This is a genomic window from Trinickia acidisoli, assembly GCF_017315725.1.
Taxonomy (GTDB): Bacteria; Pseudomonadota; Gammaproteobacteria; order Burkholderiales; family Burkholderiaceae; genus Trinickia; species Trinickia acidisoli.
In genome coordinates, this window is the sequence record NZ_JAFLRG010000001.1 from 2,142,216 (window position 1) to 2,156,531 (window position 14,316).

Annotated in this window: 12 protein-coding genes and 2 pseudogenes; 2 read left to right on the forward strand and 12 right to left on the reverse strand. The window is 63.8% G+C overall.

Annotated features, from left to right (window positions below):
* Nucleotides 1-29 precede the first annotated feature (29 nt).
* Nucleotides 30-590 carry a DUF6013 family protein gene (locus J3485_RS09820; RefSeq protein WP_206952284.1) on the reverse strand — a complete coding sequence of 187 codons (561 nt, stop codon included), beginning with the start codon at nt 588-590 and terminating at the stop codon, nt 30-32.
* A gap of 278 nt (nt 591-868) precedes the next feature.
* Here J3485_RS09820 and serB point away from each other — a divergent pair, with 278 nt between their 5' ends.
* Nucleotides 869-1,708 (forward strand): phosphoserine phosphatase SerB, encoded by an 840-nt coding sequence (gene serB, locus J3485_RS09825; RefSeq protein WP_206955746.1) that lies wholly within the window; start codon nt 869-871, stop codon nt 1,706-1,708.
* 66 nt (nt 1,709-1,774) lie between these two features.
* On the opposite strand, the gene J3485_RS09830 is transcribed toward serB, so the two are convergent.
* The 11 genes and pseudogenes from J3485_RS09830 to J3485_RS09880 form a co-directional block, all read right to left on the reverse strand.
* Nucleotides 1,775-2,962 carry a cystathionine beta-lyase gene (locus J3485_RS09830; RefSeq protein ID WP_206952285.1) on the reverse strand — a complete coding sequence of 396 codons (1,188 nt, stop codon included), beginning with the start codon at nt 2,960-2,962 and terminating at the stop codon, nt 1,775-1,777.
* Nucleotides 2,963-2,973: 11 nt separating this feature from the next.
* Nucleotides 2,974-3,453 (reverse strand): annotated as a pseudogene (locus J3485_RS09835) (hypothetical protein); the annotation flags it as partial.
* 90 nt (nt 3,454-3,543) lie between these two features.
* A complete protein-coding gene (rimO, locus tag J3485_RS09840) occupies nt 3,544-4,950 on the reverse strand; it encodes a 30S ribosomal protein S12 methylthiotransferase RimO (protein WP_206952286.1) in 1,407 nt (468 codons plus the stop codon).
* A gap of 353 nt (nt 4,951-5,303) precedes the next feature.
* Nucleotides 5,304-5,492 (reverse strand): annotated as a pseudogene (locus tag J3485_RS28895) (type II toxin-antitoxin system PemK/MazF family toxin); the annotation flags it as partial.
* Nucleotides 5,493-5,512: 20 nt separating this feature from the next.
* Nucleotides 5,513-5,785 carry an AbrB/MazE/SpoVT family DNA-binding domain-containing protein gene (locus tag J3485_RS09850; protein WP_206952287.1) on the reverse strand — a complete coding sequence of 91 codons (273 nt, stop codon included), beginning with the start codon at nt 5,783-5,785 and terminating at the stop codon, nt 5,513-5,515.
* Between the two features lie 251 nt (nt 5,786-6,036).
* On the reverse strand, nt 6,037-6,606 hold the full coding sequence (gene phaR / locus J3485_RS09855) for a polyhydroxyalkanoate synthesis repressor PhaR (RefSeq protein ID WP_206952288.1): 570 nt from the start codon (nt 6,604-6,606) through the stop codon (nt 6,037-6,039).
* Nucleotides 6,607-6,753: 147 nt separating this feature from the next.
* Entirely contained in the window at nt 6,754-7,494 is a 741-nt protein-coding gene (locus J3485_RS09860; protein ID WP_206952289.1) for a 3-ketoacyl-ACP reductase, read from the reverse strand.
* Nucleotides 7,495-7,589: 95 nt separating this feature from the next.
* Entirely contained in the window at nt 7,590-8,771 is a 1,182-nt protein-coding gene (locus J3485_RS09865; RefSeq protein WP_206952290.1) for an acetyl-CoA C-acetyltransferase, read from the reverse strand.
* Nucleotides 8,772-8,855: 84 nt separating this feature from the next.
* Complete coding sequence (gene phaC / locus J3485_RS09870; RefSeq protein WP_242538729.1) at nt 8,856-10,691, reverse strand: class I poly(R)-hydroxyalkanoic acid synthase; 1,836 nt, start codon at nt 10,689-10,691, stop codon at nt 8,856-8,858.
* A 438-nt stretch (nt 10,692-11,129) separates the two neighbouring features.
* Nucleotides 11,130-11,960, reverse strand: a complete 831-nt coding sequence (pgeF, locus tag J3485_RS09875) for a peptidoglycan editing factor PgeF (RefSeq protein WP_206952292.1) — start codon at nt 11,958-11,960, stop codon at nt 11,130-11,132.
* 137 nt (nt 11,961-12,097) lie between these two features.
* Nucleotides 12,098-13,303, reverse strand: coding sequence for an RluA family pseudouridine synthase (locus tag J3485_RS09880; protein ID WP_206952293.1), 1,206 nt, complete (start codon nt 13,301-13,303; stop codon nt 12,098-12,100).
* A 71-nt stretch (nt 13,304-13,374) separates the two neighbouring features.
* Here J3485_RS09880 and J3485_RS09885 point away from each other — a divergent pair, with 71 nt between their 5' ends.
* Nucleotides 13,375-14,220, forward strand: a complete 846-nt coding sequence (locus tag J3485_RS09885; RefSeq protein WP_206955747.1) for an outer membrane protein assembly factor BamD — start codon at nt 13,375-13,377, stop codon at nt 14,218-14,220.
* Nucleotides 14,221-14,316 lie beyond the last annotated feature (96 nt).

The window sequence follows — 14,316 nt, forward strand, 5'->3', positions numbered from 1 at the left end:
CACCGGCCGGCTCGATCGGAGCGTGCCCGTTAGCGCTGCCCGGAAACCGTCACCTGCGAGCCGTCGCTCAGATTCACGGTCTTTGCGCTGCCGTTCGTCGGCATCGTGAAGCGCACGACCTGGCTGAGCGTCGCGACGCTCGGGCACTGCAACGATTTGCCGCCCACTTTCACGGTCGTCTTGCCGCGCGGTGCGCTGGCCTGCACGCTCATCTGCACGGTCGCGGTACCATCTGCCGCCACCGTCGGCGCAAGCCGAATACGCACGACGCGTTGCACGGCACCGTTCGCATCGAGCGGCAACGATCCGTAGTTCGGGCATCGATCCGGCGCCGTCATGGCGCCGCCGGGCGGCGTCGTCTTCCACGAATAATCGTCGGTTTGCCCTGAGCGAATCGTGCGCGTGTCCTGCGCGTTGCCGTACGTTTTCGATGCAACCTTGACCGTGTACTTGGTCGGACCGTCGACCGGCGTTTTCGATGTGACGGTGATCGGTGGCGCCGCCTGGGCGAGGACGGCAAACCCACCGGCCGCCCACGCGGCAACGGAAACCAAAACGGCTACGGGACTCAGACGAACCCTCATGCTCACCTCCTGGCTAAGCGGGCGCTCCGCTTCGCGGCGCGCGGCCGAATGGTCAAAGACGCGCTGTCAGTCTAATCCCAAGTCGCCTGAAAGACTGCATCCCCCGCTCGGGGGTTGCCCCGCTTGCGCACGGCGCCGTTATGGGGTTGCGCGCCCATGCCGGACAAGGTGCGATCACGCCGACCGGCAATGACTCGGCGGCAAGCTTCGCGCTGCGCTCGACCGGCTACAATAGCCGGATTTTCCGCCCGCCGAATCCGGCGGCACTCCTTGGCGCATCGTTCATGAACCTCGTCGTACAAAGCCCCGAGCCGTTAGCCACTGCCCACGTCAAGCCGCTCGTCGCGCTCGCGCGCGGCGCCCAAGCACAGTCTATCGACGCCTGCGCGCTGCGTATCGCCGACGCCGATCCCGCCCAGCGCCCCGACATCGAAACGTACTGCGCGACCCACGCGCTCGACTACGCTTACGTGCCCGCGGGCCGCACGCTGCGCGACTTCCGCCTCGTGGCGATGGACATGGATTCGACGCTGATCACGATCGAGTGCATCGACGAAATCGCCGACTTTTGCGGATTGAAGGCCGAGGTATCCGCCATCACCGAGGCCTCGATGCGAGGCGAAATCAAAAATTTCAATGAAAGCCTGAGCGCGCGCGTCGCTCTTCTCAAGGGGCTCGACGCGTCGGCACTCGAGCACGTCTTCATGGAGCGCTTGAAGCTGTCGCCCGGCGCCGAAACGATGCTGGCCGCCGCGAAGGCCGCGGGCTTGCGGACGTTGCTCGTCTCAGGCGGCTTCACGTTCTTTACGGAGCGGCTGCAAGCACAGCTAGGGCTCGATTTCACGCGCGCCAACACGCTCGAGATCGTCGACGGCAAGCTGACGGGCAAAGTGACGGGCGAAATCGTCAACGCGAGCGTCAAGGCCCGCACCGTGCGCGAGACCTGCGCCAAGTTGGGTATCGCGACATCGCAAACGATCGCGCTCGGCGACGGCTCCAACGATCTAGAGATGATGGCCGAAGCCGGCCTGTCGGTGGCATTTCGCGCCAAGCCCGTGGTGCGGGCAGCGGCCAACGTTGCGTTCAACCACGTCGGCCTCGACGGCCTGCTGCGTTTGTTCTGACCTTCGATCGGCAGTCGGTTTGCGCATCGTCGCGAGCGCAGGCGAGCCGCGCTCGCGATTTCTGCCTCAACCGAGCGTCGCCGCCATGGCATGCTCGATGTCGGCACGCAGATCCGCCTCTTCCTCGAGCCCGACGTAAAACCGCACCAGCGTGCCGCGGTGCGGCCACTGCGATGCCGAACGCATCGCCCCCACCTCGTACGGCATCGCCAAACTATGCGCACCGCCCCAGCTCCAACCGATGGCAAAGAGTTCGAGCGCTTCGACGAACGCATCGACCTGCGACGCACTGAAGCGCTCGTCGAACACAACCGAAAAGAGCCCGCCCGCGCCTGAAAAATCGCGCATGAAATGGGCATGCCCCGCGCAGTCCGGCAATGCGGGATGCAGCACAGCCGAGATCTCGGGCCGTGCCTTGAGCCAATGCGCGAGCGCGAGCGCGCTGCGGTCATGCGCCTCGAAGCGGGCCTTCATGCTCGGCAAGCTGCGCAGCACGAGCGAGCAGTCATCGACCGACACGCCGATTCCCATGCGCATGCGCGCGAGCTTCAGCGCGCGGTGGAGCTCGTCGTCGGCCGTGATCGTCGCGCCCATCAGAACGTCGCTGCCGCCCGACTGGTACTTCGTGAGCGCCTGCACGGAAATGTCGACGCCATGCTCGAGCGGACGAAACGCCAGGCCCGCGGAATACGTGTTGTCGATCGCCGTCACGACCTTGCGCGCGTGCGCGGCAGCCGCGATGGCGGGCACGTCGGGCACTTCCATCGTCACCGACCCCGGTGCTTCGATCCAAATGAGACGCGTGTTCGGTCGGATCAGCTCCGCGATACCGGCACCGATCATCGGATCGTAGTAGCGCACCGATACGCCGAAATCGTGCGCAAGCCAATTGCCGTGTTCTCGATTCGGCGAATAGACGTTGTCGGGAATCAAAACGTCATCGCCGGCTTTCACGACACCGAAGTAGACGTTCGAAATCGCCGATAGCCCCGACGGCTGCAACAGCGCGTGCTTGCCGCCCTCGATCTCGGCAAGCCGCTGCGCAAGCGCTGCCGAGGTCGGCGTCGCATGTAGACCGTAGCGCCACTGCGCGTCGCTGCGCCAGTCGGCCCCGCGCACGGCCGCCAAATCGGGAAACACCACAGTCGAAGCGCGCATGACAGGCGTGGCAAACGATTCGAAGCCCGGGGCGAGATCGATGTCGGGGTGGACGATGCGAGTCTGGCGTGCGCGAGAGGAAGCGGAATCGGTCATGGTCACAATGTCGATGAGGAGCCTACAAGCGGATGGAGGTCGAATGACTGCGGGTCGGAATCGTCGACGTTCATGCGATCGCCGGCAAGCGCGCCGTCTGCCGCGAAGCGGCCGACCCAGTTGCCCGTGATCGTACTCCCATCGTTCGATTCTTCGATTTCGAGTACGTCGCCTTCGCGGTCGCCGGCCACGAGGACGACTTCACCGGTATCGGCGAACTGGTATTCGCCGTGCACGCCGGTCGGATCGTCGGTCTTTTTGCCGAGACGCAAGATGATTCGGCGCGAGCCGAGCGTGCCGGTGTAGCGGGGAAAATTAGCGAACTCGGGATTGGGGGCGAGTGGCGCCGGCGCACGGGGCACCGTCTCGACAGCCGCGGCTTCGGCTTGCTGCGCAAGTGCGCCGCCCGGTTGAGTCGCCTGTTGGGCTCGCGCCAAATCGGGCGACAAAACGACTAGCACGGCCATGGCGGCCGCAAAAAACCGAACCATTACGCACGGCAGCGACAAACCTTCGGACGCCCGCGGGCCTCGTCTGCTCAATCGCCCGCGCTTCCGGTTCCCCTTGTCATTCATACGGCGTCAGACTTCTCCCCAAAGATCGTGACCATCGGCACCGGTTATCCTGACCGACACGAAATCGCCGGCTTTGTACCGCTTGGAGGCTTTGGACGCGGGCGCGACATAAACGACGCCATCGATCTCCGGCGCATCGGCCGCCGTCCGACCGATTCCACCGTCCGCGTTCACCTCGTCGATGAGCACTTTGAGCATCTTGCCGACCTTGCGCTTCATTCTCTGCGCAGAGACCTCTTCGGCGACTTCCATAAAACGCGCTCGACGCGCTTCGCGCACTTCGTCGGGCAAGGCGCCGTCTAGCTCGTTCGCACTCGCGCCTTCGACGGGAGAGTAGGCGAAGCAGCCGACGCGATCGAGTTCAGCCGCGCGAATGAATTCGAGCAACGTTTCGAATTGAGCTTCCGTCTCGCCCGGAAAGCCGGCAATGAAAGTGCTGCGTATCGTCAGCTCGGGGCACATGCGACGCCACGCGGCGACGCGCTCGAGCGTGCGCTCAGCGTTGGCCGGTCGCTTCATGCGCTTGAGCACTTCAGGGTCGGCGTGCTGGAACGGCACGTCGAGATAAGGCAGCACGTGCCCCTTGAACGGCCCCTCGGCCATCATCGGAATGATTTCGTCGACGTGCGGGTACGGATAGACGTAATGCAGCCGCACCCAAGCGCCATACTGCGCGGCGAGTTCACCAAGCGCGCCGACGAGGTCGGTCATGCGCGTCTTGAGCGGTCGCCCGTTCCAAAAACCGGTGCGGTACTTGACGTCAACGCCATAGGCGCTCGTGTCTTGCGAGATGACGAGCAGTTCCTTCACGCCCGACTTGAACAGATTCTCGGCCTCGAGCATGACCTCGGCGATGGGCCGCGAGACGAGATCGCCGCGCATCGACGGGATGATGCAAAACGTGCAGCGGTGGTTACACCCCTCGGAAATCTTCAAATAGGCGTAGTGGCGCGGCGTGAGCTTGATGCCGGCCGGCGGCACGAGGTCGACGAACGGATCATGCGGCTTCGGCAAATGGTTGTGCACCGCTTGCATCACTTCGCCGACGGCGTGCGGCCCCGTGACGGCGAGCACCTTCGGGTGCACTTCCTCGATGAGACCCTCGCCGCTGGCGCTTTTTTTTGCACCCAGACAGCCGGTGACGATCACCTTCCCGTTTTCGGTCAGCGCTTCGCCAATGGCATCGAGGCTCTCCTGCACCGCTTCGTCGATGAAGCCGCAGGTGTTGACGACGACGAGATCGGCACCGTCGTAGGTGCCCGAAATTTCGTAGCCCTCGGCGCGCAACTGCGTGATGATTTGCTCGGAATCGACGAGTGCCTTGGGGCAGCCGAGCGATACGAAACCGACCTTGGGTGCGGTTGGTGTGGCGGCGGCCGATGTCGGCGCGGCGGGAGAAGACGTGTGCGGCATGAGGTGATCCGGGCAATGGCAATGACCCCGGGCGACCGAATCGTGCGCGACGTTACGGCGCACGGCTTCCCGGAGGAACCGCGTATTGTACCGTGATGCTGCGCGGGGCTGCTGCCGTGACGCGCTACTCGCGCCAAGCGAAGCGCGTACCGGGGATGCAAACGAAGGAAAGAGGAACGCACCTCGGCAACGGAGCCAGCAGCGTTATAAATCGAGAAACATACGCACCGCATACCGAATCGCGTCGATTTCCTCTGCCGACGCCCGCTCCCTGTCGTAGCTGAATTCGCGTGCCGATACGAAAGGTTGACGATTTGATCGACGAGCGCAACGCTTGGGCGAGCCAGACTGGCGATAGCGATCTCGGATTCCCAGCCTCGAATCGTCGAGGTAATCGGCAGTCCGACTACCCTCCCTGTCAGTTCGTCGACCTCGGCGGGCGTAAGCACGACAACAGATCGATACCCGTCTTGCTCGTTGCCTTTGCTCGGCCCCACATACAGCCGAATGACGTCGCCCACCTCCGGAACCCCGTTAAGCATGTGTTTCCCTCGGTTCCGTTTTAGCGGGGCTCGTCGGGCCCGCCGAACTCCGAGCCTTGCGGGGCGCCGAAATCGATGGCGGCATGCGGCTCCAGTATTCGCCCCCACAATTGCTGCACATAGCGCTCGCGAGAAAAGCGCTTGATGGCCGTGTGAGCAAGAATCTGTACCTTGCCGTCAACGACCTGCACGTCGATCGACTGCCCCTCGACCAGTTGAGCCTCCTGGGCAACGCTCGCCGGGATGCGTACAGCAAGACTGTTGCCCCAGCGCTTTAATGTTTGAACGGCCATCGTGACACCCCATGAGTGTGCAGCGGGCGAGCCTTTCGCCGCGCGCGCGGCACACGCAAAAGGTTCGTCGCGCTTTTGATCGAGATCGAAGAATTGCGACGGCGCGGCGATCAAACAAGGGAAGTGACCGACCGTGGAAACGGTGATCTACATGGAAGACTTCAGAAGGGGGCCCGCGACACCCCGTGACTTATGCGCGGTGAAGCCGCGGGCTTGCGCGGCGCATGCAATCGGCAGGCGAACGGCCCCCGTTACTTCTTCTCCGGCTCGGAGCCCGAGCCCGGCTTGTTGAACGTGAACGAGTTGAACATCGTCTTGGCCTGGTTCTGCATCTGCTCTTGCATCTGCACGAACATGTTTTTCGACTGCTCGATGTAGCTCGTCATCATTCCTTGCATCATCGGCGCCTGCATGTTCATGAACTGCGACCACACCTCCGGATTCAGCGCGTTACCTTCATAGAGATTCTTCGATTGTTCCGCAAGCTTGTTTTGAATTTCGATGAACGCCTGAATATTCTTTTCCAAGTAGACGCCCATCATGCCTTGCATCGCATGCCCGTAGAAACGAATGATCTGCGACAGCATCGACGAGGAAAACATCGGCACGCCGCCGCTTTCTTCTTCGAGAATGATCTGCAGCAAGATGCTGCGCGTGAGATCCTCGTTGCTCTTCGCATCGATGACCTTGAACTCCTCCTGATCGAGCACGAGTTGCTTCACGTCGCTAAGCGTGATGTACGTGCTCGTCTCCGTGTCGTAGAGCCGACGGTTCGGGTATTTCTTGATGAATCGCTCGGCTGTTTTCTTTGTAGTCGACATGTAATGCCTTTTATAGACGCAACGCAGCGCAATGACGGCGCCCTCGAGCCCACCGCGTCTCCCGCGGCTGTCCGGCCCCCTGAAACCCTTACACTTTAACCCCTTTTGCACCGGCCGCGATCGCAATCGCGGCCGGTGCAGCCCACATCAGCCCATGTGCAAACCGCCGTTCAGCGAGAAATCGGCACCCGTCGAAAAACCCGACTCATCGGACGCAAGCCAAGCGACGATCGACGCAATTTCATCCGGAGTGCCCAAGCGGCGCACCGGGATCGTCGCGATGATTTTTTCGAGCACGTCTGCGCGAATCGATTTGACCATGTCCGTACCGATATAGCCGGGCGACACCGTGTTCACGGTCACGCCTTTGGTCGCCACTTCCTGCGCGAGCGCCATCGTGAAACCGTGAATGCCGGCTTTGGCCGTCGAGTAGTTCGTCTGTCCGAACTGCCCCTTCTGGCCATTCACGGACGAAATGTTGATGACGCGCCCGAAACCGCGCTCCACCATGCCGTCGATCACCTGCTTCGTGACGTTGAACAAGCTCGTCAGGTTCGTGTCGATGACGGCCGTCCAATCCTCGTGCGTCATCTTGCGAAACACGACGTCGCGCGTAATGCCCGCATTGTTGACGAGCACGTCGACCTCGCCGACCTCGGCCTTCACCTTGTCGAACGCGGTTTTGGTCGACTCCCAATCGCCGACGTTGCCCTCAGAGGCAACGAAGTCGTAGCCGAGCGCCTTCTGTTGCTCCAGCCAAGTGACGCGCCGCGGCGAATTCGGCCCACAGCCCGCCACCACTTTGAACCCTTGGCGATGCAGGCGCTGGCAAATCCCAGTACCGATGCCCCCCATTCCGCCCGTTACGTACGCAATACGCTGAGTCATGAATCACGCTCCATTCCCGTTTTCCGGGGACGCCTTCCGGCGTCCCTCGTCTTTGCCGCCGCACCGTGCCCTCGGCGACGGCTCTTGCGCGCCCGTCAGACGCGCTCGACCGCCAACGCGACGCCCATCCCGCCGCCAATACAGAGCGAGGCCAAGCCACGCTTCGCGTCGCGTTTCTGCATTTCGTGGAGCAATGTCACGAGAATGCGGCAGCCCGATGCGCCGATCGGATGGCCGATCGCGATCGCGCCGCCGTTCACGTTGATCTTCGACGTGTCCCAGCCCATCTGCTGGTGGACCGCGAGCGCCTGCGCGGCAAACGCCTCGTTGATTTCCATCAGATCGAGGTCGCCGATCGACCAACCCGCGCGCTCGAGACAACGGCGAGACGCCGGCACCGGCCCCATCCCCATGACCCTCGGATCGACGCCGGCATTGGCGTATGCCTTGATCCGCGCGAGCGGCGTCAGCCCAAGCGCCTCGGCCTTCTTGGCCGACATCACGAGTACGGCCGCCGCGCCGTCGTTCAGGCCCGACGCGTTCGCTGCCGTGACCGTACCTTCCTTCGAGAAGGCCGGCTTCAAGCCCGCGAGCGACTCGGCCGTCACGCCATGTCGCACGAACTCGTCGGTGACGAAGCGAACAGGCTCGCCCTTACGCTGCGGAATCTCGATGGGAACGATTTCGTCGTTGAAGCGCCCCGCCTTCTGCGCAGCCTCGGCCTTGTTCTGCGACAGCGCCGCGAACTTGTCCTGCTCCTCGCGCGTGATGCCGTATTCTTTGGCCACGTTTTCAGCCGTGACCCCCATGTGGTACTGGTTGTAGACGTCCCACAGGCCGTCGACGATCATCGTGTCGACGAGCTTGGCATCGCCCATGCGGAAGCCGTCGCGCGAGCCCGGCAGTACGTGCGGCGCCGCGCTCATATTCTCTTGCCCACCGGCGACGACGATGTCGGCATCGCCCGAGATCACGGCGTTCGCGGCCAGCATGACGGCCTTCAGACCCGAGCCGCACACCTTGTTGATCGTCATGCCCGGCACCGCGCTCGGCAGCCCGGCCTTGATCAACGCTTGACGCGCCGGATTCTGGCCGGAGCCCGCCGTCAGCACCTGCCCCAGGATGACTTCGCTCACTTGCTCGGGTTTGACGCCCGCGCGCTCGAGCACCGCCCGAACGACGGCCGCACCAAGCTCGGGCGCGGCAATCTTCGCGAGCGAACCACCGAACTTGCCCACGGCGGTGCGAGCAGCCGATACGATCACTACGTCAGTCATTTCGTGACTCCTTGCGGATGAGGCGGCCACTTGGGCCGCACATCGTAGTTAAAAACCTTAGAGCGCCCCGGTCAATCGTTCGGTTCAGTCGCGCTCTTGCACATACCGCCCAGGCGCCGGCTCGATGACCGGATACTCGGCCGATCCGAGCTGCACCCGAACCTTCACCTTCTTGCCGCCGTATTGGTCGAGCCACGCCATCCAGTCCGGCCACCAACTGCCGGGTTTCTCGACGGCGCCTTCGAACCAGTCGTCCGGATTCTCGGGCAACGCCTTCTCATCGTTTTCGTGCGACCAATAGCTGCGCTTGCCCTTCGCCGGCGGATTGATGACGCCCGCAATATGCCCCGATGCACCGAGCACGAAACGCTGTGGGCCCGTCAGCAACGGCGCCGACGCGTACGCCGTGCGCCACGGCACGATGTGGTCGTCGCGCGAGCCATAGATGAACGTCGGCACGTCGATGCGCGAAAGATCGAGCGCTTCTCCGCACACGGTCAACGCCCCGGGCTCGCGTATCCGGTTCTCCAAGTATGTATTGCGCAGGTACCAAACGTACATCGGCCCAGGCAAATTAGTCGAATCGCCGTTCCAGTACAGCAAGTCGAACGGTGCGGGCGTGCGCCCTTTGAGGTAGTTGTCGACGACGTAGTTCCATACTAAGTCGTTGGGCCGCAAGAACGAGAACGCATTCGCGAACTCGACGCCGCGCATGAGCCCCGGCGGCGCGCCGTTGATGCCGCCGATCGTTTGCTCGCGCATGCGCACGTGGGCTTCGTCGACGAAGACGTCGAGCACACCCGTATCGCTGAAGTCGAGCATCGCCGTCAACAATGTCATCGAGGCGGCGGGGTGCTCGCCGCGCGCCGCGAGCACGGCCAGCGCCGTCGCGATCATCGTGCCGCCGATGCAAAAACCGAACGTATTGATCTGCTCGCGTCCGCTCACGCTTTTGACGACGTCGATCGCGGCAAGCACACCGTCGTTGACGTAATCGTCCCAAGACTTGTCGGCCAGCGAGGCGTCGGCATTGCGCCACGAGATCATGAAGACTTGATGTCCGCATTCGAGCGCATGCGCGACAAGCGAACTCTCGGGCTGCAGATCGAGGATGTAGAACTTATTGATGCAAGGCGGAACCATCAGCAGCGGCCGCTCGAACACGCTCGGCGTGCGCGGCTTGTACTGAATCAGTTGAATCAGTTCGTTTTCGAAGACGACGGCGCCCTCGGTCGAACCGATGTTCTTGCCGACGACGAAGCGCGACTCGTCGCTCTGCGAAATCTTGCCACGGCGCATGTCGGCCAGCAGGTTCATCACCCCCTGGCGCAGGCTTTCGCCGTGACTCTCGAGCAGTGTCTTTTGTGCCTCGGGGTTGAGCGCGAGGAAGTTGCTCGGCGACGCGGCGGCCGTCCATTGCTGCACGGCGAAGCGAATTCGCTCGCGCGTTTTCACATCGGTGTCGACGGCGTCGGCAAGCGCTTGTAGATAACGCGTATTCAGCAGATACCAGGCCGCCACGTAGGCGAACGCCGGCGTCGCTTTCCACGCTTCCGAACTGAAACGCCTATCCGGCAGCTCGGGTGCCGCTTTGTCGGCCGTACCCGCTTGCTGCAGCAATGCAAGGCAATCGCGCGAATAGTCGGACTGCAGCGCCTGCAGCCGATCGGGAGGAATGGACGCGACGGGCAGCGTCATACCCGCGAGCGCCTGCTGCGCCTCGGCCATCGAAGGCAACGGCATCGATGGCATCTGCGGCATCGCGAACGGGAAGGCGAACGGCGCGCCGCCCGCTTGGCCGTTCATCGCTTGCGCGGCCATCCCGCTGGCCGGGCCGCCGCCCTGCGCGGCGGACGGCCATTTGCTCGGATCGGCGAAAGAACGCCACGCGCCCATCCAAGCCTCGAACATCCGCTGCATGTCCGCGGTGCCTGCTTCGGCTTGCTGCTCGCGGTTCGAAGAAGTTTCGGTGTGAGAAGAAGTCGATCGACGTTTTGATGCAGTCATACCCGCTTTTTGCCCTGAGTCTTGGAAGACTGATTGAGAGGCGGGCGTCGAGCGCACGCGGGAGAACCCTTGCGACACTCGCTGCGCTCACCCTTGCGAGCGGTCATTCTTGCTCCCGTCCTGAGGCGTGTCAATGCTTGGGACCGATTTTGCCGCAGCGCGACAGGTTTTTTATTATCGTTTTCCCGATATCGATCGGAAACGCGTCAGCCAAGCCCCATCGGCATGTGCGCTAGGTCACAAAGCCGGCGGCACGCGCGTACGTGCCGGCTCGTCGGGCGGTCACGGCTGCGCTTCTTGTGCGCCGCAGGGACGCCGCTCGACGAGCAGTCGGCCAATCTAGTCGGCGAATCAATCCGCCAGCCAGATCAACGCGGCCATACGGCCCGTCACCCGATCGCGCCGATAGGAATAAAACCGTTCCTGGTCCGTCACCGTACAGGCATCGCCGCCCGCGATCTGCGTCACGCCGAGCCGTGCAAGGCGCACGCGCGCCAGTGCGTACAGGTCGGCCCAATATTTGCCCGGTGCTTGCGGACGCGCGACGAATGCGCGGGCGGTCGCGTCGTGCTCCGCTGGAGCGGCTGCGGCTAGGAACGCAGCGCGCACCTCGTCGCCGACCTCGAACGCCTGCGGACCGATTGCGGGCCCCAGATAAGCGTGCAGCATCTGCGGCGCGCACTGCGCCTGTTCGGCGACGCGCGCGGCTGTCTTCTCGACGATACCGGCTGCAAGACCGCGCCAGCCCGCGTGAGCGGCGCCCACCGCGTGCCCCTCGCCGTCGCACAGCAAGACCGGCATGCAATCGGCCACCATCACGAGACAAGCGACGCCGGGCACCGTCGTCACGCTTGCATCGGCCCGCACGGGGGGACCGTCGAGCGGCACCTCATGGGCAGCGACGATCGCATCGCCGTGGACCTGTTCGAGCCATGCGGCACGCACGCCGGCAAGCGCGCGCAAACGCGCCCGGTTTTGCGCCACGTGCACCGGGTCATCGCCAGTATGCAAGCCGAGGTTCAGGCCGCCCTCCGCTTCGCGACCTTCCAGCCAGCGGCCGTACGGCGGCGCGCTGACGCCGCCCGCACGCGTCGTGACGAGCGCGCGCACGCGCGGCGACACGCGCCAGGCGGGACGCAGGCAATCGTTCTCAGTCAATGCGGCTTCGTCGGCTTTCGTCATGATCGGTCGTCCTGCTGCGATCGTTCGTCGTATGTTTGGTTTCGTTTTGGCGCAACGCCGGGCGGCGATACCACCGGGATGCGGCCACTTCCACGCAACCCGTCAACCCATCGGCCGCGCCGTGACGTATCGCCCGATCACTCGATGTCTGCGTCCTCGTCCGGGTCGCCCTCGCAGCCAAGCTCGCCGTCTTCGAATTCGTCATACGCATCGTCATCGAAACCTTCGGGCTCGAAGGCCGCCGCATCGCTCCCGAAACCAAGCGCATGCACGAGCTCATCCATGTCGGGCGGCAAGTCGGCGCGCCAGCGCATCGATCGCCCCGAGCGCGGATGCACGAGCCCGAGTTGCCATGCATGCAGCGCCTGCCGCGCAAAGCCACCGGGCAGCGGCGCGCTCGAGCGGCGGCCGCGCGCGCTGCCGTAGACGGGATCGCCGAGCAGCGGATGTCCCACGTGAGCGCAATGAACGCGAATTTGGTGCGTGCGCCCCGTCTCCAGATCGCAATGAATCGCGCTGACGTTCTGCTGCTGCCACGTTGCTTGATCGACAAGACGAAAACGCGTGCGCGCGCTCTTGCCCGAAGCACCCTCGACGACGGCCATGCGCGTGCGCTCGCGCGGATCGCGACCGATCGGGGCGTCGATGATGCCTTCGTCGGGCATCGTCCCCCACACGAGCGCGACGTAGCGCCGCTTCACCGTCCGCGCTTGCAACTGGCGCACGAGATCGGTTTGCGCTTCGAGCGTGCGCGCGACCACCATCAACCCCGACGTCTCTTTGTCGAGCCGATGGACGATGCCGGCCCGCGGCAAGCCGGCCGCATCGGGGTAGCGGTGCAACAGCCCGTTCAGCAGCGTGCCGCTCCAGTTACCCGCGGCCGGATGCACGACGAGACCGGCCGGCTTGTTGACGACCACGAGCGCATCGTCCTCGTAGAGGATTTCGAGCGGCACCGGCTCAGGGGTAAACGCAAGCTGCTCCGGCAAATAATCAGGCGTAAGCTCGATGCGCGCCCCAAGCGGCACGGCCTGGCGCACTTTGGCCGGCGCGCCGTTCATCAGCACGCGCCCGGCTTCGGTCCAACTCTGCAAGCGACTGCGCGAAAACTCGGGAAACACTTTCGCGAGCACTTTGTCGAGCCGCTCGCCAGCCAGCGCGGCGGGCACGAGCGCGACGCGCGGCGCCTCGTCAAGCGGCCGCGCCGCGTCGCCCGAGAGAGCCGCGACACGATCGTCGACGGGCTGCCCTACTTGGGCATCGGCGGGACTGGCGCTTCGGCTATAATCGTCGCTTCTATCGATAGGGCCGAGCATGTTGCCGAAAGGACGTGTGCGGGTCATTGAAACTGGGTCACTGAGTGAGACTGATTGCTAGGAAGCACGGAGAAATGCGGCGAGCCCTCAACACTATGATGCGCACGGTCTCGTGCGCGGCAAGCCGCGCAGCGAAGCGCGCGGTTCGATCCGCCTCGGCTGGCTTGGCCCTCGCGGCTGCCGCGGTGCTCGTGGCGGGTTGCCACGGCCTACCCCAAAAGACCGATGAGACGGCCACTTGGCCAAACAGCAAATTATACTCGGAGGCACAAGACGCGCTGACGAACCGTGATTGGGGCAAGTGCGCCAAGTACTTCGAATCGCTCGAAGGCCGCGATCCGTTCGGCCACTTCGCGCAGCAAGCGGAAATCAACGTCGCCTATTGCAACTGGAAGGACGGCGAGACGGCCACCGCCGACGAAGCCATCGATCGCTTCATTCGGCTGCATCCCGATCATCCTGACATCGCCTACGCGTATTACCTGAAGGGGATGATCCACTTCAACGACGATCTCGGTTTGTTCGGCCGTTTCTCGGGCCAGGACATGAGCGAGCGCGATCCCAAGTCGCTGCGCGAATCGTACGACGCGTTCAAGATCGTCGTGGACAAATACCCGGACAGCAAGTACGCCCCCGATGCAGCCGCCCGCATGCGCTACATCGTCAACGCGCTCGCATCGTATGAAGTGCACGCGGCCGATTACTACTATCGTCGCGGCGCCTACGTGGCGGCGATCAACCGCGCGCAGCTCGCCGTCAAGGAATACAAGAACGCGCCGGCGATCGAAGATGCGTTGCACATCATGATGCTGTCGTACACCAAGCTCAACGAAACGAAGCTGGCCGACGATACGCGCCGGGTGCTGGCCGGAACGTTCCCCGACAGCCCGTACGTCACGGGCCATGCGCGCCCCGGCGAGAAGAAGTCGTGGTGGCAATTCTGACGCTCGTTTAAGCGCTCGCGGTCACGCGCCGCGCTTGGCGTCGAAGCGAAAACCCGGCCCTGTGCGGCCGGGTTTTCTTTTGCCGAGGCCAGGCGA

Excerpts from the sequence above, each read along its gene's own strand:
- J3485_RS09850 (WP_206952287.1), bottom strand. The coding sequence starts at position 5,785 with ATGGCCGTTCAAACATTAAAGCGCTGGGGCAACAGTCTTGCTGTACGC.
- J3485_RS09880 (WP_206952293.1), bottom strand. The coding sequence starts at position 13,303 with ATGACCCGCACACGTCCTTTCGGCAACATGCTCGGCCCTATCGATAGA.
- J3485_RS09865 (WP_206952290.1), bottom strand. The coding sequence starts at position 8,771 with ATGACTGACGTAGTGATCGTATCGGCTGCTCGCACCGCCGTGGGCAAG.
- J3485_RS09860 (WP_206952289.1), bottom strand. The coding sequence starts at position 7,494 with ATGACTCAGCGTATTGCGTACGTAACGGGCGGAATGGGGGGCATCGGT.
- serB (WP_206955746.1), top strand. The coding sequence starts at position 869 with ATGAACCTCGTCGTACAAAGCCCCGAGCCGTTAGCCACTGCCCACGTC.
- J3485_RS09830 (WP_206952285.1), bottom strand. The coding sequence starts at position 2,962 with ATGACCGATTCCGCTTCCTCTCGCGCACGCCAGACTCGCATCGTCCAC.
- J3485_RS09885 (WP_206955747.1), top strand. The coding sequence starts at position 13,375 with ATGCGCACGGTCTCGTGCGCGGCAAGCCGCGCAGCGAAGCGCGCGGTT.
- phaR (WP_206952288.1), bottom strand. The coding sequence starts at position 6,606 with ATGTCGACTACAAAGAAAACAGCCGAGCGATTCATCAAGAAATACCCG.
- pgeF (WP_206952292.1), bottom strand. The coding sequence starts at position 11,960 with ATGACGAAAGCCGACGAAGCCGCATTGACTGAGAACGATTGCCTGCGT.
- rimO (WP_206952286.1), bottom strand. The coding sequence starts at position 4,950 with ATGCCGCACACGTCTTCTCCCGCCGCGCCGACATCGGCCGCCGCCACA.
- phaC (WP_242538729.1), bottom strand. The coding sequence starts at position 10,691 with ATGCAGCGGATGTTCGAGGCTTGGATGGGCGCGTGGCGTTCTTTCGCC.